This window comes from Bradyrhizobium genosp. P (assembly GCF_049949265.1).
GTDB lineage: Bacteria > Pseudomonadota > Alphaproteobacteria > Rhizobiales > Xanthobacteraceae > Bradyrhizobium.
Map to the genome: position 1 here is coordinate 7,186,606 of NZ_CP188195.1, position 18,719 is coordinate 7,205,324.

Genomic DNA, 18,719 nt, shown 5'->3' on the forward strand with positions numbered 1-18,719 from the left:
CCGCCGTCGGACTATACCGCGGCTTGCGCCCGATGCCTTTCGTAATTCCAAAGACCCGAACGCATGATGCACTTGCCGCAATGGAAAAACGCCTTTTCGACAGCGACGATCATCGCGAGATCAGGGACCCGGCCATCGTCGACCATCATGTTCCTGATATTCTGATCCCGGACAATGATGGCCTGACCGGTCACGCGAAGCGTTTCGCGTTGGCCCGGAACAAAGAAGATCAAGCCGACTCTAGAATTCCCTAGCACGTTGTGGAAGGTATCGACGCGGCGGTTGCCACGACGGTCCGGTATAGCAAGGGTCGCGTCGTCGACACACCTTACGAATCCCGCGCTGTCTCCCTTTGGCGACAGATCAACGAAGCCGAACGAATCGACCGAACCCACAACGACGAATGGCGACGCGGCGACAAAGTTCCGGCATCGACCGTCGAGTTTGTTGAGAATCTTGCTGGTGAACCACCTGTTGGCTGGCCCGACGATTTTCCGCAAATCCGATTCGGTTGTGATCACTTCGCTGAACCGCTGATGAAGCGGTATTGCCATTGAATCCAAGTACCTTTCCTTCTCCGTACGGCAAAAGCCCCGCAGATACGGGTGCGCTAACGCTTAGTTGCGGCGGCAGTGCGCCCGCAAATTGATTTTAGGAGGGCAGCGCTTCAGTAGATCGTGTGATGTCCATGGAGGTCTGCCCGTTTTGGCCGGTTTGAAATCCTAATGGGAAATGGCCTTGCCGCGGAAGTGCGACAAGGGGCATGGGCAGCCTGATCGCCCTTCGCCACTTTCGCGACGCCACACACGGCCCCCGTCGTACGCTGATGTAGCTCCGTGAACCCGCCTTCGGTTGTGTGGCCGGGAGAACGCTGAATGAAATTCGTCGCCGATGTCGATCCGGCCCTATCGGTCAGGAAAGAGCTTGTCCCTCACATAGCGCGAGGTGGGCGTCAGCCGAATGCCACGCGGCTTGCGCCCACACCGCCTTGTCGATCTCTCCTTTGTCGCCGATTTTCAAAGGACCAGAGGTCTTTTCGGCAACAAAGATCGCGTCGCTCATTTTCCGGCCAGACCGGGGGTTTTTGCCTTCACTTCCTTCCATAGCCGGACCCGCCCCAGTTTGAGCTTCGGAAGTTCTTCCTTGATCTCTCGTCGAAGGCAGTCCTTTTCGCTCTCACGCTCGCGCTTCCGTCCACCAGGAAACATCCAAAGTTGGTCGCGCCTGCGTCGCACCAGAAGAACCTTTCCGCGCTTTGCCGCTACCAGCTTTGAAGACTTCGCGATTCCGCGAATTAACCGCTATTTTGCAAGAGATGCAGAAATCAGTGATTAGGACAATGCTTGATTCTAGGGATAAGTCGAAGATCACTTCCGCCCCGCGGGGACCGCCGGGCATGCGTCCACCGGTCCAAAAACTCTTTCTCGGGTTCCAAGGAACCATCCCCGTGACGGCAGAAGCTGGGAACGAAAGTCCCTCAAACGACTTGGAAGCATGAGACCGCCGCTCGCCGTCAAACCAAGCGGCGCAATGTCGCGGATAGCCAAAGGTCCTTCCTGCAAAGGGCCCGCTGTTTTAGAATTAAGCGCTCGCGCAGATAGCCAAAAGCGGCGGTCTCCATTTTCAGGGAGGACCACCAGCCATGATGCTCGCAAAGGAGAGCTATGTGAGGGTAGACGCTCGGTCGTGCGCTGGGACAAGAGCGGTCTTAGCGATAACTGGTCGAGCGCGGAGGAGTAAATGCCATCGGTGAAACTCCGTGCCTCAAAAATCTTGACTGAATACGCTGAAGCGCAATCCGAATTGGTCGGCAAAGCCATCGCCCTTACCGACGGAAAGGCAGGCACGGTCGAGCATGTTTGGCTGGATGAGTTGCACGGGCTTCGTATTTCGATCAAAGGTCATGATGGAAGGTGGCCGGTCTCAACCATCAAGTTCGCGGAGGATTAGCGCCTCGCATTGACATCAGCGTTCTGTAGTCGCGTAGTCATGCCACCACGTGCGCGCGACAACGGGACAAAAACAGACTCAAACAGAACGACAATGATGATGAAGAACCTCTGAATAAGATCCACGAGGCCGCTCTTTTTTGATCTTGGACCGGGCTCTGTGTTAGCTAGGTGGACGCGTCGCTGGTGTTGAGAAGCTGGGAAACGGCCACCTTCAAAATCGTCAATTGAAAACTCACGCCACGCTCGCGACGCTGAAATCATAAAATGGAGCGGAAGAGTACGTTCAGCCCCGACCAATTGTCTAGCTGCCTCTGTGCGGGTGACCTCCCAGCCTTGGTTCCCGAATTAACCTGCAACCGCAGCATCAAGCTTAACAAACGAGTTTCGTTGCGAGGTCGCGCCGACGAGGTAGCGTGATCCCGCCGGACATTGCCCATCGTCCGGTACTACCCCGGCAAAAGCCGTCGAGTGATCCTACTCCGCTCGGCGGCTTTGTTTAAAACGGCGCGGTGCGGTTTAGCCATGACGACCATGCAGCAAATACTTCATGCACCCACAGTCGAGAGGCGGGCGATCGGCCGAACGCGCATCAATCGCAACGCGCGGCTGTTGTTTTCCGGAGAAACTCGCGTCTTCTCGTGCTGCGTGCGTGATGTCACGAATGAAGGCGCAGGTATCCGCTTGGACGGCCCCCACGTCATTCCCATAAACTTTGATTTGTCCTTCGACAATTTCCGAACGGTCCGCAACTGCCGCCTGATTTGGCGAGACAACGATCTCATTGGCGTGGCTTTCGGGAGGGCGAAATGCGCGCCGCCAACCGAGAAAGTCTGCAGATGCTGAGGCAGGAGCTGCAAACCCACGTGGGCTGAAGTCTGGCATCTAGGCGAACGGCGCTTCGGAGACTGAAGGTCGTCTGTCCAACGTTACTTTGGGACCCGCGCGCCCTGGGCTAGCCTTGCAAATCATATTCAGCCTTGAGGCGGGCGGCGATCCGTTCGAGCATCTCGCGACGCTCCGCATCGTCGACGTTTCCCTCTTGCAGTACTTGGACCTTCCAACTGTCACCGTCAGGCTGCACTGAAAACGACATATCGGTCGGCTCATCGCAAATGTCCTCCATTTCCACCTTGATCGCGGCCTCAAGCTCAGCTGCGGTCTTGCTAGGCTTCTTCATGCTGCATCTCCGCCTAACTGCGCACTGCGGGACGTACAACGCCTGGAAAGCGGTTTTGCACCCATCCCGCGTTAATATCTTGTTAACGATTTACTTTTGGTCGGCCCTATCTGCGCGGCAGAGGTGTTCGCGCGCGCGAGACCCCCGGGCCTGTCATGCCCCCGGTGGGTGGATTTCGTTGGCGCGCCGCCAGGGTGTGTTTCGGCGTCGAAGTATATGACCCCCGTGCCATATGTCGATCGGCGTCAGGACCCCGTGCCGATCAACAGCCATCACACCTCGACGTCGCCTCTCTTCTCCATACGCAGGACGGACGGCTACTTGATTGCCAACGCCTCCGTGACCTTATCCTGAGCGAGGTCCGGGGTTAGATACGTCGCGAACCCTGCGTGCCAACGTTGCCCGGTTCCATGGAAAGACGATCTCGCCGCTCCAGCCGTTTGACATTTCCGCTTGGCCACGAAATCGGACATCTCTGACGACGGGGGTCCGGGCGCCCATAGGAACTGATCGCCAAATTCGAGAACTATCTGCGTGGGCCTGAGAAGTCCGCTCGGCCCGTGTGCGTCCGTTCTGGTGCAATCGCAGTACCAAATACGAGATCCCAAATGCCCGTCGTCACTCCAAAGTTGCCTGGCACTGGGTGGTAATGATGGCGAAGATGCCGGAGCCTATGGCTGTGGATCCACGACTTCTCATCAAGTTGCCAACGATGTACGGCATTGTGGATCAAGAGATACAACACATATCCGACGATTAGGCCGCTCGTCGTTCCGCTAGCAATCTCGACGTCGTCGCAAAGGAGCGCGAGAAGGAAAAAGAAAGAAGGGAAGCTGACGATGCTTACCCAAATCGGCGCTCCAATTAGGTCGCGAGGACGCGAGTGGTGCATCCCATGGAGGTCCCTAACGATAGGTACCTTATGGTAGACGAAACGATGCACTAGATATTCGGCAAGCGTCCACAGCATCATTCCAGACACAGCAGCGAACCACCAACGCAAGTGCAAGGCAAAGCCGCTGCGGTCGAGATCATAGACCAACGATCCACCGACAATGGTCGGGTAGACAAACAGCTCGGCGTGGAAAACGATCTTGTTCTGGTACACCCTCTTCTCTCCACCATGCGCACGGCTAATCGGGATGCTCAGGAGAGTGCCCGACGGGGGTCCTTCCCACAACCCGAATGCGCCCAAAATCAATATGATCTCATCATGATCTCATCATTTGGATGCGCTCATCACATTAGGACGACCGCTGCGACCATCAGCTCTTAATGCGGATAACTTTCGGGTCTCGCCATCAACAAACATTCATGGGACCGACGACACCGCAGGATTCCGGTCTCGCAGGCCGCATGTCAGGTTTTGGGCCTCCGTCCCACTTCGTGATTCAACTCGGCCTCGCGAGCCAATCGCTCCGCCTTCAATCGCTCGCGGTTTGCATGAAACGCCTGTTGGGCGCGCTCATACTCGGACATCGCGACTTTGGCGACCGCCTTCTTGAAGGCCTTGCGAGCGTCACGTTCGGCCGCGGTGGGAATCCTCCGCTCGGAAATCTGATTGCTCATTTACTACCCCTCCTCGGGCGCAAGCGGTCGAGCGCTCAACGGAGAGCGCACCACGGCAGCCACCTAGGTTTTCCTCCGGCTTGGGCTTTTGGGGTGAGAGTGCCAGAGGCAGGGATTCGACGCCTGACGAACCCGTTGGTTCCAATCGTCTTGGCATCCTGATCGGTCCAATGGTCTCATTTGTTAGTGCAGGATGGCACGCCCATCGCAAACGCCGAGGATCCGGCTGCCGCCGCCGACGTAGCCGAGCGCCTTACGATGAAGCACGACGCGAACTAGCAGCTTGATCGTTTCGTTGATGCGAAGAAGGTCCCCCTGCCAGTCATCAGCCGTCGATCAGGGTGCCGACAAGGTTCAGGAGCGCTTGGTGTTCTGGACCGTTGGCCCGATCCTTACCGCCTTCTGGCCCGTCCTCGACTCCAAGAACCCTTAGGCTCGACGGTGAGCTGGTCTCGGGCAGTCCACGCGGCGCAGAAGCATCATGGATCGCTCGTTTATTTCTCGCCCGGCTCACAGGTCCGACATTCATTGCGATCACGCTCGGTATACTGATTGCCTCGGCAGGTACAAGAGCATGATCGTAGAAGCGCTCCATACCGACATTCTGTTCTATCTGTCCGGCCTGCTGTCCCTGCTCGCGGCCTCGCGATTGTCAACCTGCACAATACGTGGTGCGCAGACTGGCGCGTCATCGTCACGGTACTTGGCTGGCTGATGACGATCGGCGGTAATTGCCGCAGATCGCGGTTGCGATCGGTCCGAACACTATGGCGGCCGCGCCTCCACGATCATAGTCGCACTGATCATCGGCCAGTGGGGTGGTTTCATCGCTTCCTCGCTTCGGAGGAGGCGACGACTTTTGGTGCATCCGTCATTTGAGACAACGGCCCGGGGCGTCGTGGGGTTCCCGCTTCCGGGCTTCCGAGCGACGCGCCTTCGGCAGGTCGTCCGCAAAGGACCTGGCGGATGAAACAGCTGAGAGCCGCCCGTGCTAGCACGCATGGGAAATGCTTTTTTGACAGTGATATTGGTCAACCTTGTTGATCGGGACGAGCGCATCGGTCGTTCTGCGCGGCTTCCCGGAAGCAGCCTCAGACCTGCTGCCGTGCCCATGATAGCGAAGCCCTTCGACCGCAAGTTAATGTTCGTCACCCGTCTTATCGGCGAGAAACAGTGAGACCGCTTTCGCGCAGAACGCTCCTCTTCGGACGTCAGATTGATTGACCATCAAGCCGTAAGCCTACATCAAATCGGTCGATGCAGCTTCCATTGCAATTACCTCCCGTGGCGCAGCGGAACCAAAGTTCCAATTGGCGTTGGAATCGGAACTGCAAGGGAAGACGCGAAACGGATCTAACGCGTTGTTGACATGCGGTAAGCGTTCGGTGCCGGTACCGACCCCGAACGGCGAACTGAGCTCAAATGCGTCTGGTGCGACGCCATCGACCCGCTGAAAACTGAAGTTAGCGATCGTGCGGTGGCTTTTGCCGCCTGACTTTTCGTATGTCCTAACTCCTCGCAAAATCAGGCTGCGATGCCAGGGAACGATTTAATGACGAGGGATCTCTTGCGCTCATTGGAATTGCCGCATTGGCTGATGTTGGCCGGTGCACTGCTGGTGATTGTGGGCTGCATTGGGCTTACGATCCGCCGGAGGAAGTCCACGGAAACTGACAACGATCCGGTAAGCAAGCCGGGCTTGGAAGCACATCCGAAGATGCCTCCGTTGCCGACCCTCTTGGATTCTCGCCGCAAGGTCACACGCATCGCATCAGATAATCGGATCGGCCAACATCGTTCAGCCGGGGCCGAAAATCATGGAGAGCAGGATCGCGGCCAATATAACCGTCCACCCGATTGACGTGGCGAAAGCTTGGCCTCGGCGATCCTGGCGATCCGCTGCTGCTTGTCGGCGACCCAGTCGGGCAACTCGTCGCCACGTTTGTTGCCGCGCAGTCTGTCGTCTTCGGTATCCGCGGCCTCAGCGGCGGCCAGCCGGCGATCGACCTCGGCCTGCAGTTGGGCCGACATCAGGTCGGACAGAGGCCGTATTCCTACGGCCTGCGGCGTATTAACGGTGCTTTCGATAGGTTGGTCGACAAGAAGGCCTTCACACCAAGAAAAGTCCCCCCTTGAAGGCGCTTCTCTTCCTCCGCAGTCCATTTTCGCTGCATGGCTGGCGATCTCAGCGGAGGCTCCAACCTGTTCCATGCCGCCATCAAATTTACCGCTCCGTTTATCCTACGTTACTGACCTTTTGCGGTGCCGCGTTCTGAATGTCGTCTGTGAATCTACCCGATCATGAGAGCCGACATGAACAAGCGCAAGCGCATCAAACAGGCAACGTCGCTAAGCTCCAGGCTTTTCCAGCTTGCAATAGCCGCCAAGGCGAAAGCCAGCGAACTACCGCCAGGCAGAGATCGCGAACTGCTGCTCAAGAAAGCGCGCGAAGCCGAGCGAGCAGTCCAGATTGAACAGCTGCTCACCACGCCGGGACAGGACCTACCCTATTAGGAGGCCGCGCCCCCGAAAGGTAATGTCTTATCTTTATGTGCGGAACCGAACATAGCGAGGAACGACAGGGAAGGCGCGTTCGTTGACGATCATCACCGCACGGCCGTCGGCATTCATCGGTGACAGAGAGCCAGATGCTCCCGCCTGATCAAGCGGAGAGCCCCCATGCCCCTGTATTTCTTTCATCTGCAATTTGGCAACGAGCTTTCAATCACGGAAGACGCGATCGAACTCTCGAACCTCTCCGAAGCCGAGCACGAAGCAGAAGGCGGGATGCGCGACCTCCTGATCGAAGCAATCAGGTTCGGTAAAGAGCGGCTCCCGGACGCATTCATCATCGCAGACGGCAGCGGCAAATCGCTTCTCAGGGTGTCGCTCTCATCGATTTTGCCCGAACCATTGAAAATCCCTATCGCGCGCGGGCCTTCTCGGCCTTCTTTTTGGCGACCTTTTTCTCAATCCGGGCGCCCTTGAACTTCTTGGCGGCCTTCTTCTTTTTGGGCCGCTTCAGCGCCATGAACTCGCCGGATGACCGATCGCGCTTCGCCCATGCGGACGCGCCGCCGAGCGTCGTCCTGGTCTGAGAGCGTTTCTTGACTGCACCTTTGCGCGCGTTGTCGCCGAGCGGCTTGTTGACTGCCACTGAAGCTGCTACCCGGCGTTCGCCGCGCCTGTTGCCGTGACACGACCAGGAGCTGTGATACGCACCTCGTGGCCCTGGCGAAGTGCGAGCGAGGCCGCAGTAACGGCAGCCTCGAATGCCGCCTCTATCGTTTCGTAGACATTCTCGGCTCTGCCGTCATGACTGACCTGCCACCTGCCGCCGCTGCCAATGATTTCGTAGGACGCGAGTCCCATCTCGTGCTCCTCAATGAGTGCTGGTGCGATGCCATTTCTCCAGATCGAGATCGGCCTCGCCGTTCTGCTGTTCCTTTTCAGGATTGCCCTTCCATGGCTTGTCGGTCTGTTTGTGCGATCCGGAATCCGTCTGCTGTCGCGGATCGTCTTTTGGCGTCTCTTTGCTCATGTGGAACCTCCTCATGGAAGAAGCGCCAGCGCTAGCGGATGTTCCACGGGCTCCGGAACGAATCAATTTGGTCTCGATTGAATCCGGGTTCTGTGGCGTGGAGTTACTTTATGCGTCGGTCCAATTGGACGCCGTCGATCGTCCCCGGCGATGCCCAAACTGTCTACCTTGTCGCCGACGATTTTGGTCCGATCGGACGCGCCTGGCGCGAGGCTGATCTGGAGACCGCCGACCTCGAAACCGTCATCCAGGATTTGCTCGCCGGCGAGTATTCCAACCCGATCAGGATCGTCGCCTTCAATACCGCCGAGCACTGGGCGGAGGACGTCTCCGAAGATATCGCCCGCGAGCTGCAGCACCGCTGCGACCTGCAACTGACCGATGTCCCCTCGCACCTGCAGGCCTTTGTCGATCGCCATGCCGCCCGCGACCGGCAGCAGCTCACGCTGCGGCTGGTCTAGCCGTGCCGTTTCAGCGCAAGAAGCCCCTGGCGATCGGCACCAAGGCGCTCTTTCTGGGCTTCGTGGCGCCCGCACTCGCCACGCCGATCGAGAAGGTGTCGAGCGGAGAGCGCTGGATTCATGAGATCAAGTTCGACGGCTACCGCGTCCAGGTTCACCTTGCCAACGAGGCCGTGAAGATATCCGCCGATGTTGCAGTGACTGGCCATTATTCGTTTGGTGCCAATCAACTTCACATCGTCAAGGCATTGGACCAAATTCTTGACCATCTCGAAGAAAACCACCAATTGAAGATTTAGTTGTCCTACTGAAACCTCCGACGCTTGAACGCAGCCACGCCGCGTCCGAAAACGAGGAATCGTCTGCAGAATCAACGACTGAGAGATTTAATATCGGTGCCACCGCCAACAACCAGCGCGTAGTTTTCAAAAAAGCTGCGACAGGATAGATTGATGTTGTTGGTCGCTTGGCTTGGTTCTGGATTTCAATAGTGCAAAAATCGACTCCAATCGCATCCCCATTTACGTCAGCTTTGATCGCAATGTGAATGCCGGATTCTTTTTCAACGCAGCGTGGCTCGGAGAGTTATGTGGTCAATTGGTCAACCAAAGTCGATTCAAGGACGCCGATGAAATTCGCGACGCTTCTTGTCTTTGGCTTCCTATCTGCTGGCGTTTGGTTGCACGGCAGCGCGAGAGGCCAGTCCTCAGTCGCTCCGCCGCTCTCGCTTGCTCCGCCGTCAACGGAGCAGCTTGCGGCGCCTCCGGCCACCACGACCAACAACGCTTGGCCGCCTACGGGGGCCCCCAAAGCGGCGCAGCCGCGAGCGACCGCCAAGAATTCCAAGCACCTGGCAAAGCTCAATAGCGGGGCGTCATCTGCTTCGAAGGATGCGTTCTCGCAAGCGGCGTCCGACAAGGCTTCGCCTACACCATTGATCGGCGGGCCTCGGCCGCCGCTTAATCCAGCCGTCGACTATGATGGCTTTAGCGTCGGCCCCATCGACGACAGTGACAGGTCAGGCGAGGCCGGACGATCCACGAGGTCACGCGCGGCAAAAGGCGTCAGGCCCAATTCGGGGACGAATAGCGTCGCGGGGCAGCAATCGGCTGATCAAGAAGATGAGGCGTTGAAAGGCAAGCTTACGATCTGCCGTGGCTGCAAGTAGTGAGTTGCCAATGATGGCAGGAGCTGTTGACCCGTTCGGAGATCGCCGAGGATCGGCTCAAGCAGATGATCGGGCACATGGCTCGGCAGATCATGGAAGCGATGAGATTCGAACTCGACCGGTCAGGATTACGCATCACGCGGGAAAGCATGTTCACCACCGCAACCAGATACAAAGAGCCATCTAGCAACCGCGATCGTGCAATGAAAATTACTCAAGAACAGCGTCGTGCGTGGATTGAAAAGACGGCGGGGAGCCCGTTCAATCTTTGGCTCGATGCACAGGTGAAAAACACGGATGGGTCCCTCAATCTCGACCGACTTTACAAAGTCGCTTCTGGCTACGGCATCAAAAATGACTATCGGCACCTAAACCCTGGTCAGCAGCGGATGACGATCGGAATCAAGCTACGAACAAAGGTGCCAAAATCCGCGTACGAAACGGCGTGACCAGCGGCCCAATTCCGCACCGGACTTCTGCACCGAAAACACTCCTCGTTGGTGCCAGCCCGCTTTAGCTAGCACACCCCCGAACTCGCACGGTCGACCAGAGGTCGCCTCTGAGCGGCCGTTAGCCTTAGGTTTATAACCTACCGGTAACGCCCGTATCTCCTCGCCGACCCGTCAGGCACTTCAGGCACTTGCGGCGGCCAAGGCTCGGGGCTCGTCCTAGGGAGTTCCAAGCTGCACTTAGCCCGCGAGAGCGCATCCGTCGCGGCAAAAGCTGAGGCCGACCGACACGCAGCGAACGTCCTGCCGATTATCAAAGCAAAGAAGGCGGGTGAACGCTGCACTTTCGCACTTTCGCGCGCTGAATCAGTTGCGGATGTACGCCGGACTGCATGCTCGTTCGCACCTGTTCCCAAGTGAGCGAGCCCCGCATAAGATGCAACGTGCGGGGGACGAAACACATGGCGGGCGAGGACAAATTACCCGAACACTATTGGCACGACGTGTTCAACCGTGCGTGGGGTAACACGCTTCATCGTGTAGGATGGGACACCACCAAGGCCATCCTGGCGACTGCTGTTTTCATCGGCTCGTGGATACTGGGCGGCGCCGTGTACTCTGCGACCGGTGGCTTCTTGATCGGCATCTTGATGCTGGCCCCCATCCTATTCGTTTGCGGTGTCATTCAAGCCCAAGCTGACATGTATCGCGATCACGCGAAGCGACAAAGCGTCGCACCATCGGGACTTCCCCTAGCGGCACCCCAGACCAACCACTTAGCAACCCCAACACCCGACTTTGAGATGTGGCGGCACAGGGAACAGGTCACGCTCTTGGAAGCCGCGCAGTTATCGGCAGGGGTTAGACCGAGCGTAAGTTGGGGGACGCGAGGAACTGTCAATGACCTACGCCATGCTCACTGGCGCCATTCAAAAAGGCGAACTCTCGTTTATTGCGGATGGTTCGATTGACTCGCATGCTCGCGATACCGTGCGGCAAATGCGACGGCAGAAGCCACGCCCGAACACGCAACTCACACGGCCGGTCTCAAGGCCTTCGCGGACAAAAACGGGTATGACCCTGAGTTCCTACGAGGTCGAAGCGCTGGAGCCCGATAGAAGCGTTTCGCGATGGTTCTCATTGCGGGGGTACCCCTGCTCTGTTGGGATGGACTGGGTATCACCTCGTCGTGCCGAACGGTGCCGAGTGTGAAGGGGGCCATCTGCCGGACTCTGGAGAGTCGCTGAGGGCGCACGGGATCGATGTGGCGGCTTCGCGGAGAAAGCGAACCAGCGAGTCCGTGACCGGAAAAAATAGGGATAATGTGGGTCACAGGAGCTGACCCGTTCCGTGAAATAAGACCCGGCGTCGCACTGGCAAGTGAAACCATTTCGAACTCTCGGGGGTTGGATTTGCCAGGAGAATTGGCGGTGAAGCGAATCCTGAAACCGGTCACTTATGTCCTGGCCGCCCTGTATTTCTTGTTGGACGCGGCTTTTATGGCCATCGCCAAGCCGATCTCGGACTGGCTTGCCAGGCATGTCGCGCTGAGGCGATTGAGCGCCTGGATCAGATCGTTGCGGCCCTACCCGTCGCTGGCGCTGTTCTCGGTACCGGTGATCATGCTGGAACCGGTCAAACCGGTGGCGGCTTATCTTGCGGCTACCGGCCAGCTGCTCAGCAGCGTAGTGACATTGATCGTTGGCGAACTTCTCAAGCTTGTGCTAGTCGAGCGCCTATTCAGCCTTACCCGGGACAAACTGATGAAAATTCCAGCCTTTGTCTGGGCGTATACAATATTCCGCGAAGCCAAGGCTTGGCTGGAAGCCACCGAGGCTTGGCAAGTCATCCGCGCAATCAGCAACGCCGCCCGCCAGCATCTAACCGAGATGAAAAAATCCGCTGCGGTGGCGTTTCGGCAGTCTTGAACACTGCGGTTGGCACCAATCCGAGAGAGGTCCCGGGCCTTCGAGCCCAGCATAGTGCAAATAGCAATCGCCTGTGCTGAGGCCAAGCGGCCTAGCGCCGCCATCTAATCCTGGCAGCTGCCGAAACTGCCGAAGAGCCGCTTAGTCAGCTGTGCGCTCAAAGCCACATCGGCGGAGGGTTAGATCAACGCGTTCGTGGTGTCTTTCGCACACTGAGGCGGTAACGTTGATCAGTTAGGTTAACGTGCGAGTTTCGTTGTGCTGTGGCCACTGGCCGTTATTGTCCCGCAAAACGAACTCTTTTGTTTTAATGATTGATCGCGATGAAAAGACCGCTCGAAGTTTTGAGGGAGGTAGTTTGCCCTGCCTGCGATGGCACGGGGCTTCAGAAGGTCAATCAGCCAACGCAACCGGGTCACAAGATCTTTCCCCCGAAATGCACACGATGTCTCGGAAAAGGTCGGATAAAGAAACCCGCCGGGCCGTGAGTCAAATCCATCCGCCGGTCGCACTAGAGCGCATTCTCCAAAAAAGTGAATCGGAGGGGATTCTCTAGACGGGCGAATGCTGATTCCATCTTTGCGACTGAGTCGGGGGGATCTGATGGGCAAGCCGTACAGCATGGATTTGCGCGAGCGGGTAGTTAAAGGCGGGGTCTCGACGCGCCAGGCGGCGGAGCGGTTTGCGGCAACGGGGGAAGTTCGCCCTGCCAAACAGGGCAAACCGAAGGGATCCGTGCTTGATGGGCACGCGGATTTCATTCTCCGCGCGCTTGCAGAGGCGCCCGACACCACGCGATCGTGCCTAGCAAGGCTCACCGCGCAAACGGCGCAACCGACCAATTTCTTTCGACGCCGCCTTCATCAAATCCCCTGCCGCCTCGTGCTCCCGACCAACCACAAATCCGGACACGAATGCCTGAGCTCTCCGATTGGCGCGGGGGGCATTCAGTGCAGCTTTCATGCCCAACTCGCGGTGCGCCATAAAATCGTTCAATGAGCCAAGGGCCGATTGAATTCTCTTGAGCCGGTCGGAAAGCCCCGCAAGCTCCTTGTGATCGCTATGGGCGTACAGGCTCTTGAAGAATTCGATGCCGTAACGGATTTTCTTTATTCTGATGCGAAGTTTGTGCCGTTGCGTCGGATCGAGTTCGTGCAAGCGTTTGCCTTGCTTGCGTGCCTTCCTGATCCGCCGGTCGAGCAACGCTGCCGCATAGGGACCAATCAATCGCTCGTCATGGGTTGGCGCCCTGTTTGTCTCGATCCATTCGAGCACATCGAGCAAAAGACGACGAAACCGGACCGACGCGACCGCGCGCTCAGCGCGTTTGAAGGCTGCGAGCCGTTGGGCGGCAAACTTCCTCTCGATAGCGCGAGAGCCGCGTTTTGGCACGTTCTCATGCGCAACGGGATGAACGCTATCTTTCAAGAATACGTCGATCTCACGAGCCGGCGCGAGCTCACGAGTGAGCCATTCGAGCTCAGCCTTGATCTGCGCGGTATTCGTTCGCGGAAGAACATTGTTGAAGAGCGAGATGGCAGCGCGCGTTCGCCGCAAGCCTACCCGCATCTGATGAATCGCCTCCGAATCAAGCGCACGCACGGCATCCGCATTGCATGCGAAATGCTGGAGCGTCGCAAAAGCAATCATGCGGAAGGCTTCGTTTGGCGATAATTCACGATCAAGCTGAGTAGGTGCTGCATGCATCGCTCTTTCGCCGTCATCTTCAAAGAGCCGATAGCCCTTCTCGGATTTCGATCGCAAATCGAGCTCGGCGCCGGTCTTGCGGCCGAACTTTCGCGCCAATGAAAACAAATCTGCCGGACGTCCGGATTTTAGTTCAAGCTCAAATTCGGCAATCGATCGCGAGCGGCCGCCGGCCGAGATCTTGCCGCGATCCACCGCGAGCTCAATCTCGCTGCGGCGGGTTCGAATCGTCTGGACGGCACGACGAACCGATGTACGAAAGATAGGCTTCAGCTTCCGGGATAACTTCTTGGCGTTGAGAGCAAAGAGCGGCGTATCTTTCGCTTTGGCAATGTCTGGCTTGAGGCGATCGACTTCGGCCTCCCATTCGCCACGCGTGAGGTTTCCTGAAGCAGTGGACTTTATCGTCTGCACAAATTTTTTGTCGACCTCGCGCACCCTCAGCGAGAGGTCACTCCGCTTGAGCTTGCGCTTATTCGTATCAAAATACGTCGAAACAAGATCTTGCTTGGACCATTCGTCGCGCCGCACGCCGGCGACCCCGCCCTTCGTCATGGCCGATAGCCCACGGGGCGAAGCTCGGAACTTCAATTCGGTTTCGACACTCATTGTCAATTGCAAAGACGCCGTCCCGGAAAGGTTCCCGTCGCCGGGCGTAAGATTCTTCTGACTGAGACTGCGTGGCTATAATTTCTGGACCAATGCCTGCCCCGATCCGACCCGAACCGTATCAAAATTGAAGGAGCAAACTGTCTCCCGACGCATTCAAGCAAGGACACGGATTCCGGTGGCGAACGCCAAGAAAGGCGCCAAAGACCACTTCGCCCGGCAGCGGTCACCCAGAGAAGTGAGTAAATGACGTCGCCTCGCCCCTTTCGAGGCGGCGCCGCCAGTTTCGCCTAATTCTTCCGACGAAAGAGCGCGTCCGACCTTCAGCAGCTACGGCGCCCCAACTCGTTATTTCGGCGATTTGGAGAGGACTGGAACCGACAGGCTTTCCCGGTCTTGAACCTAATATTTCAATCGATGGAGGATCCCATGCCCCGCGGCGACAAGTCCAGTTACACTGAGAAGCAAAAGCGCCAGGCCGAGCATATCGAGGAGGGCTACGAGCACCGCGGCGTTCCGGAGAAGGAGGCCGAACGGCGCGCCTGGGCGACCGTGAACAAGGAGACCCACGGCGGTAAGAAGAGCGGCTCCGGTCGCGGGACGGAAGAAGACCATTCTCCGTCGCGGAAGGGCGGTCGTCTGGGCGGCGCGGCGTCCGCGAAGCGGCCCGCTGCGGATCGGTCGCGATCGGCCAAGAAGGCGGCGCGGACCAGAAAGCGGCGCGCTGCCTGAAGACGCATAGGTTGCGCCAGGTTTGAGGCGCCAGGTCGTAGCGGAGAGGCCGGCGGAGGTCCAGGCGACGGGCAGATCGTCAACCCACCCGCGAATGAAAACCCATCTCGAATTGCGGGGCGCTTGCGCATCGTGGCAGGACAGCATGGAAAAGCCGACGGACGAGCAGATACGCCAGCGCGCCCACGAGTTCTGGGAGGCCGCCGGCAAACCCGAGGGACGGCAGAACCAGTTCTGGTTCGAAGCTGAGCGTGAGCTAGAACGACCAGACCCCGCGCTTAATCCTGATGAGAAATCCGGCACCTTCACCGAGTGAAGAGAGGGCCGCTTAGCGCAATTCGCGCCGCAGGCGCCACAGGGAGACGGCGACCGCGAACCAGATCAGCGAAGCTGCGGCGAGGCAAAGGGCTGGCTGCGAGTCGGGAGCCTGCCACCAGATCACGACCGCGAAACAAGCAAGGCCCACGCTTCCCCAGCCGGTCCCGGCGGCATCAAGGGCCGCCGCACCCCTGCCGCGCTCTTCGCCACGCAGGCCCTTTTGTTGCTTGCGCTCACGCTCAGGCTTTTCGATCAAGGTAGCACTCGCGCAGAAGATCGCTGGAAAGGCCAACATTAGCCCACCGGCCACCGGCCCGGCTCAGTCGGCCAGAAGGCCCGCCGCAACGGTCGTCAATCCGCCCAATGCAAAACGCACCACATATTCGTAAGGCCGTCCCTGCTTAAGCGCGGAAAGTTTGAAATGGACTATCATGACCATCACCCAATCAGAACCTGCTTGAGGCCTGCCGCCACTGCAAGCCAGAGCGCGAAAGCGACGAGGGTCGCCTTCGGTGCGGACCAGTTGGCCCGCATCAACAACTGACAGACAACGAGACTGTAAGCCCGAAAATCATCGAACGGCCTTCGATCGCAACGTACTCGCCGCCATGTTTCCAGAAGGCAAGGCCCAGCGTCGCGAGCGCAACCGAAGGCGCGGCGCCAAACAATCCCGCGAAGCTCTTGGGACGCAGCAGGTCGCCTATCACCGCAAAGAGGGAAACGACCACACCCCAATCAAAAAGCGCAGCGCGTAGTCCACCATTCCTTCGTGCTTTTCGATTCGATAAAAGGCATCTAGGATGATCCTGGACTCGGCATGCTGATCGCCAAACCGACGATGCAAAGGCCATTGCCGCTGTTGATCGATTTGAGAACGAGGCGCTGGTCGAGAACTATGAAAGGCGCTCGGCGCGTCCAAGCGAACGAGTCCTGATTGCGGCAGGGCCTTCGAAAAGTTCGGCGGCCCGCCCGATCATGATGTTGTCGATCGATATATATCTTGACCGGCCTGATGAGCGTGCCGGTCTCTAGCATACTTTCTCGACTACCATGCTGCGCCAGCGAAACTGGCTTTGAGTGTGGAGCGGATAATGCAGGTGAGACATTGGCGGCTCGCGAGCCAGCCCGCTCCGCTGCCGACGTCGAAGAGTTCAAGACGAAAGCTATCTTCTGCGGTCTGGGACTACTGAACTGATCTTCGTGCTTGCAGCCATGAGCTACGGCCTGGATCTCGCCGTCTTCTGAACGCTCAGCACGCAGTCTAGGAAGCGTTCGACCGCGCGCGTTCACGCCCCTTGCGCCGACGCTCGCGACGTTCGCGTCGCCGCCTCGCCCGCTCGGCGGGCTGCGGCAGCGCGGGTACCGCCGCATCTACTTTCTCGGCCGGGACCGTCTGTATCGCCTGCTCGACGCCGGGGCGCGCCTCCATGAATTCGAGGACGACTCGGCCCCTGGCGGTTATCTTCCAGCCACCGTTTTCGCGCGCGACGAGACCTTGCGAAAAGATGTCGAGGTCCGGCACGCGCGCAGCCAGTCGCCGGGTGCGGTCGGCCCAGTCCGGGCCGCTGGTCGCCAGGATCGCCATGTCGCGCTTGAGGTCAGCCATCCCGGCAAATCCATCCGGGTAGCTGATCAGGATCTTCAGCACCGTGATCTGAAAATTCACCTCCGTCCCCTTCGGCCGCTCAACGCCACGTGGTCGGCGCCTGCGAGAGAGCTTGGCGCCGACCTGCTTGAGCCCCTCCCGACGCCTCCCCGCTTCTCGCGGATTCCAGAATCTTAAGGCGACATGGGTGCGGGTTCCGATCTCGCGGCGCGAAGCGCTCTCGCAGATTTCGTCCGCGCAAAAGCGCGGTGGCGCAGGTATGGAACACGAAATGCCCCCATGAGGGAAAGCCCGATCTTACTTAGCGCAAGTTTTCGCTCTCGGAATTCGGAATCTTGGCATTGCAGAGGTCAGAGTGGTTGCCCTACTCCGAGGGCCGACGGGCGCAGGCCACGATGAAACGCCGTTGCAAGCCGCCGTTGCTGTCGACTGTCCCGCTCCTTACGCGAATCTGTTCTTACCTCGTCTCGCCTTTGGTCGGCGTGGTGTCGGGATTCTGGATACCGCCGGACTTCGGTATGACCGTGCCCTTCATATTCGTCGCGGGCATACTTGACAGGACTTCGATTCGGTTTTCAGGCTTGAGCGCCTTGCAGTCCATGCCGTAGATCAACTCGCCCTTGGCACTTTGGCCGATCGGAGGACAGTCTTTCAGTGCTGCAGGGTCGGCAGCCTTGTCTTGCGCAAACGATGCTGTCGAGAGCAGGAGTATCAGGGCGGCGGCGAGCTTCATCATGACTTTCCCCCACCTACTTGAGATCATGGCTCAATCGACCGAATCAGGACAAGTTCCAACCAACTCGATGCTTGCGCGTCTCGATCTCACGGCTTCCGCTTTTGTGTCGGCTCGCCACGAGCGGCCCAGCTTCCGTGGCCAACGCGCCAAGGGGTCTAATAGGAACGTTCCGATAAGCGGCCATGTTGCCTTCAAAACTACATTTCGGGAGGTTCGTATGGCAATCGAAGATCGTGAGACCGGAAATCTGATCGGTAGCGATAAAGTCGAAGGTACTGCCGTTTACGGAGCGGGAGACAAGAAGATCGGCTCGGTCAAACGCGTCATGTTGGACAAAGCAAGCGGCAAGGTCGCCTATGCCGTCCTTAGCTTTGGCGGCTTTCTCGGCATCGGCGATGATTTCTACCCGCTACCTTGGCAGTCGCTGAAGTATGATCAGCGTCTCGAAGGATACGTCACCGGCCTAACCGAGGACAAACTAAGGGGCGCTCCAAGATACGCCGGCGACGATGCGTGGAATTGGTCAGATCGCGCCAAAGCCAAGTCCATCGACGACTATTACGGCATCGCCCTTACCTAGCGAGGGGGGTGGCCCGAGTAACGACGCCGCTGTCATTGACGACGGCGCCTCGATGGCGCGCCATGGTGGGCTTGAACCCGGGATGCGAGCGCGGCGCTGATCGGCTCGCCTCTTGAAAGGCCGGCCCGCGTCGAGATTTTCGAAGTCCTCCACGCTTGCCTGTGCAGGGCCGCGACTCGGCAAGTG

General features: G+C 58.4%; 20 protein-coding genes and 3 pseudogenes. 10 read left to right on the forward strand and 13 right to left on the reverse strand.

The genetic code is table 11. The features are described 5' to 3' along the window. Nucleotides 1-11: 11 nt before the first annotated feature. Both ACP2YO_RS34460 and ACP2YO_RS34465 read right to left on the reverse strand, forming a co-directional pair. On the reverse strand, nucleotides 12-554 hold the full coding sequence (locus tag ACP2YO_RS34460; protein WP_426443380.1) for an MSMEG_1061 family FMN-dependent PPOX-type flavoprotein: 543 nt from the start codon (nucleotides 552-554) through the stop codon (nucleotides 12-14). 351 nt (nucleotides 555-905) lie between these two features. Continuing rightward, a pseudogene (locus ACP2YO_RS34465) lies at nucleotides 906-1,286 on the reverse strand (NUDIX hydrolase). Between the two features lie 454 nt (nucleotides 1,287-1,740). On the opposite strand from ACP2YO_RS34465, the gene ACP2YO_RS34470 reads away from it, so the two are divergent. Further along, nucleotides 1,741-1,950: a PRC-barrel domain containing protein gene (locus ACP2YO_RS34470; RefSeq protein WP_426435569.1), complete on the forward strand. Its 210-nt coding sequence runs from the start codon at nucleotides 1,741-1,743 to the stop codon at nucleotides 1,948-1,950. A 954-nt stretch (nucleotides 1,951-2,904) separates the two neighbouring features. On the opposite strand, the gene ACP2YO_RS34475 is transcribed toward ACP2YO_RS34470, so the two are convergent. The 4 genes from ACP2YO_RS34475 to ACP2YO_RS34490 all read right to left on the reverse strand — a co-directional run bounded on the left by ACP2YO_RS34475 (nucleotide 2,905) and on the right by ACP2YO_RS34490 (nucleotide 6,909). Further along, nucleotides 2,905-3,129 carry a hypothetical protein gene (locus ACP2YO_RS34475; protein ID WP_426435570.1) on the reverse strand — a complete coding sequence of 75 codons (225 nt, stop codon included), beginning with the start codon at nucleotides 3,127-3,129 and terminating at the stop codon, nucleotides 2,905-2,907. A 526-nt stretch (nucleotides 3,130-3,655) separates the two neighbouring features. Beyond that, nucleotides 3,656-4,237 (reverse strand): sterol desaturase family protein, encoded by a 582-nt coding sequence (locus ACP2YO_RS34480; protein ID WP_426435571.1) that lies wholly within the window; start codon nucleotides 4,235-4,237, stop codon nucleotides 3,656-3,658. A gap of 251 nt (nucleotides 4,238-4,488) precedes the next feature. Beyond that, nucleotides 4,489-4,698 (reverse strand): hypothetical protein, encoded by a 210-nt coding sequence (locus ACP2YO_RS34485; RefSeq protein WP_426435572.1) that lies wholly within the window; start codon nucleotides 4,696-4,698, stop codon nucleotides 4,489-4,491. Between the two features lie 1,815 nt (nucleotides 4,699-6,513). Beyond that, nucleotides 6,514-6,909: a hypothetical protein gene (locus ACP2YO_RS34490; RefSeq protein ID WP_426435573.1), complete on the reverse strand. Its 396-nt coding sequence runs from the start codon at nucleotides 6,907-6,909 to the stop codon at nucleotides 6,514-6,516. 102 nt (nucleotides 6,910-7,011) lie between these two features. Here ACP2YO_RS34490 and ACP2YO_RS34495 point away from each other — a divergent pair, with 102 nt between their 5' ends. Together ACP2YO_RS34495 and ACP2YO_RS34500 are read left to right on the forward strand one after the other, a co-directional pair. Next, nucleotides 7,012-7,212, forward strand: a complete 201-nt coding sequence (locus tag ACP2YO_RS34495; RefSeq protein ID WP_426435574.1) for a hypothetical protein — start codon at nucleotides 7,012-7,014, stop codon at nucleotides 7,210-7,212. A 165-nt stretch (nucleotides 7,213-7,377) separates the two neighbouring features. Then, a complete protein-coding gene (locus ACP2YO_RS34500) occupies nucleotides 7,378-7,686 on the forward strand; it encodes a DUF6894 family protein (RefSeq protein WP_426435575.1) in 309 nt (102 codons plus the stop codon). A 177-nt stretch (nucleotides 7,687-7,863) separates the two neighbouring features. On the opposite strand, the gene ACP2YO_RS34505 is transcribed toward ACP2YO_RS34500, so the two are convergent. After that, complete coding sequence (locus ACP2YO_RS34505) at nucleotides 7,864-8,070, reverse strand: hypothetical protein (protein WP_426435576.1); 207 nt, start codon at nucleotides 8,068-8,070, stop codon at nucleotides 7,864-7,866. Between the two features lie 10 nt (nucleotides 8,071-8,080). Beyond that, nucleotides 8,081-8,239, reverse strand: a complete 159-nt coding sequence (locus tag ACP2YO_RS34510; RefSeq protein WP_426435577.1) for a hypothetical protein — start codon at nucleotides 8,237-8,239, stop codon at nucleotides 8,081-8,083. 110 nt (nucleotides 8,240-8,349) lie between these two features. On the opposite strand from ACP2YO_RS34510, the gene ACP2YO_RS34515 reads away from it, so the two are divergent. The 4 genes and pseudogenes from ACP2YO_RS34515 (at nucleotide 8,350) to ACP2YO_RS34530 (ending at nucleotide 12,245) form a co-directional block, all read left to right on the forward strand. Continuing rightward, the gene (locus ACP2YO_RS34515) at nucleotides 8,350-8,700 is read left to right on the forward strand and encodes a hypothetical protein (protein ID WP_426435578.1); all 351 of its coding nucleotides are present in this window, start codon (nucleotides 8,350-8,352) and stop codon (nucleotides 8,698-8,700) included. A 2-nt stretch (nucleotides 8,701-8,702) separates the two neighbouring features. Continuing rightward, nucleotides 8,703-8,882 (forward strand): annotated as a pseudogene (locus ACP2YO_RS34520) (DNA ligase); the annotation flags it as partial. Nucleotides 8,883-9,894: 1,012 nt separating this feature from the next. Then, nucleotides 9,895-10,317 (forward strand): hypothetical protein, encoded by a 423-nt coding sequence (locus ACP2YO_RS34525; RefSeq protein ID WP_426435579.1) that lies wholly within the window; start codon nucleotides 9,895-9,897, stop codon nucleotides 10,315-10,317. 1,430 nt (nucleotides 10,318-11,747) lie between these two features. Continuing rightward, a complete protein-coding gene (locus ACP2YO_RS34530; protein ID WP_426435580.1) occupies nucleotides 11,748-12,245 on the forward strand; it encodes a hypothetical protein in 498 nt (165 codons plus the stop codon). Between the two features lie 804 nt (nucleotides 12,246-13,049). On the opposite strand, the gene ACP2YO_RS34535 is transcribed toward ACP2YO_RS34530, so the two are convergent. After that, nucleotides 13,050-14,507: a CHAD domain-containing protein gene (locus tag ACP2YO_RS34535; protein WP_426435581.1), complete on the reverse strand. Its 1,458-nt coding sequence runs from the start codon at nucleotides 14,505-14,507 to the stop codon at nucleotides 13,050-13,052. Nucleotides 14,508-14,990: 483 nt separating this feature from the next. Here ACP2YO_RS34535 and ACP2YO_RS34540 point away from each other — a divergent pair, with 483 nt between their 5' ends. Both ACP2YO_RS34540 and ACP2YO_RS34545 read left to right on the forward strand, forming a co-directional pair. Next, nucleotides 14,991-15,293 (forward strand): plasmid stabilization protein, encoded by a 303-nt coding sequence (locus ACP2YO_RS34540; RefSeq protein ID WP_426435582.1) that lies wholly within the window; start codon nucleotides 14,991-14,993, stop codon nucleotides 15,291-15,293. Nucleotides 15,294-15,438: 145 nt separating this feature from the next. After that, nucleotides 15,439-15,609, forward strand: a complete 171-nt coding sequence (locus ACP2YO_RS34545) for a DUF2934 domain-containing protein (RefSeq protein ID WP_426435583.1) — start codon at nucleotides 15,439-15,441, stop codon at nucleotides 15,607-15,609. A gap of 12 nt (nucleotides 15,610-15,621) precedes the next feature. On the opposite strand, the gene ACP2YO_RS34550 is transcribed toward ACP2YO_RS34545, so the two are convergent. The 4 genes and pseudogenes from ACP2YO_RS34550 to ACP2YO_RS34565 all read right to left on the reverse strand — a co-directional run bounded on the left by ACP2YO_RS34550 (nucleotide 15,622) and on the right by ACP2YO_RS34565 (nucleotide 17,953). Then, on the reverse strand, nucleotides 15,622-15,867 hold the full coding sequence (locus ACP2YO_RS34550) for a hypothetical protein (protein WP_426435584.1): 246 nt from the start codon (nucleotides 15,865-15,867) through the stop codon (nucleotides 15,622-15,624). Nucleotides 15,868-16,049: 182 nt separating this feature from the next. After that, nucleotides 16,050-16,374, reverse strand: a pseudogene (locus ACP2YO_RS34555) (DUF3147 family protein). A gap of 498 nt (nucleotides 16,375-16,872) precedes the next feature. Beyond that, nucleotides 16,873-17,277 carry a hypothetical protein gene (locus ACP2YO_RS34560; RefSeq protein ID WP_426435585.1) on the reverse strand — a complete coding sequence of 135 codons (405 nt, stop codon included), beginning with the start codon at nucleotides 17,275-17,277 and terminating at the stop codon, nucleotides 16,873-16,875. A gap of 397 nt (nucleotides 17,278-17,674) precedes the next feature. Then, a complete protein-coding gene (locus ACP2YO_RS34565) occupies nucleotides 17,675-17,953 on the reverse strand; it encodes a hypothetical protein (protein ID WP_426435586.1) in 279 nt (92 codons plus the stop codon). A gap of 217 nt (nucleotides 17,954-18,170) precedes the next feature. On the opposite strand from ACP2YO_RS34565, the gene ACP2YO_RS34570 reads away from it, so the two are divergent. Then, nucleotides 18,171-18,533: a PRC-barrel domain-containing protein gene (locus ACP2YO_RS34570; RefSeq protein WP_426435587.1), complete on the forward strand. Its 363-nt coding sequence runs from the start codon at nucleotides 18,171-18,173 to the stop codon at nucleotides 18,531-18,533. Nucleotides 18,534-18,719 lie beyond the last annotated feature (186 nt).

What these genes read in the sequence shown, in the direction of transcription:
- ACP2YO_RS34460 (WP_426443380.1), bottom strand. Translation starts at nt 554, where the DNA reads ATGGCAATACCGCTTCATCAGCGGTTCAGCGAAGTGATCACAACCGAA.
- ACP2YO_RS34470 (WP_426435569.1), top strand. Translation starts at nt 1,741, where the DNA reads ATGCCATCGGTGAAACTCCGTGCCTCAAAAATCTTGACTGAATACGCT.
- ACP2YO_RS34475 (WP_426435570.1), bottom strand. Translation starts at nt 3,129, where the DNA reads ATGAAGAAGCCTAGCAAGACCGCAGCTGAGCTTGAGGCCGCGATCAAG.
- ACP2YO_RS34485 (WP_426435572.1), bottom strand. Translation starts at nt 4,698, where the DNA reads ATGAGCAATCAGATTTCCGAGCGGAGGATTCCCACCGCGGCCGAACGT.
- ACP2YO_RS34490 (WP_426435573.1), bottom strand. Translation starts at nt 6,909, where the DNA reads ATGGAACAGGTTGGAGCCTCCGCTGAGATCGCCAGCCATGCAGCGAAA.
- ACP2YO_RS34495 (WP_426435574.1), top strand. Translation starts at nt 7,012, where the DNA reads ATGAACAAGCGCAAGCGCATCAAACAGGCAACGTCGCTAAGCTCCAGG.
- ACP2YO_RS34500 (WP_426435575.1), top strand. Translation starts at nt 7,378, where the DNA reads ATGCCCCTGTATTTCTTTCATCTGCAATTTGGCAACGAGCTTTCAATC.
- ACP2YO_RS34505 (WP_426435576.1), bottom strand. Translation starts at nt 8,070, where the DNA reads ATGGGACTCGCGTCCTACGAAATCATTGGCAGCGGCGGCAGGTGGCAG.
- ACP2YO_RS34510 (WP_426435577.1), bottom strand. Translation starts at nt 8,239, where the DNA reads ATGAGCAAAGAGACGCCAAAAGACGATCCGCGACAGCAGACGGATTCC.
- ACP2YO_RS34515 (WP_426435578.1), top strand. Translation starts at nt 8,350, where the DNA reads ATGCGTCGGTCCAATTGGACGCCGTCGATCGTCCCCGGCGATGCCCAA.
- ACP2YO_RS34535 (WP_426435581.1), bottom strand. Translation starts at nt 14,507, where the DNA reads ATGACGAAGGGCGGGGTCGCCGGCGTGCGGCGCGACGAATGGTCCAAG.
- ACP2YO_RS34540 (WP_426435582.1), top strand. Translation starts at nt 14,991, where the DNA reads ATGCCCCGCGGCGACAAGTCCAGTTACACTGAGAAGCAAAAGCGCCAG.
- ACP2YO_RS34545 (WP_426435583.1), top strand. Translation starts at nt 15,439, where the DNA reads ATGGAAAAGCCGACGGACGAGCAGATACGCCAGCGCGCCCACGAGTTC.
- ACP2YO_RS34565 (WP_426435586.1), bottom strand. Translation starts at nt 17,953, where the DNA reads ATGATGAAGCTCGCCGCCGCCCTGATACTCCTGCTCTCGACAGCATCG.
- ACP2YO_RS34570 (WP_426435587.1), top strand. Translation starts at nt 18,171, where the DNA reads ATGGCAATCGAAGATCGTGAGACCGGAAATCTGATCGGTAGCGATAAA.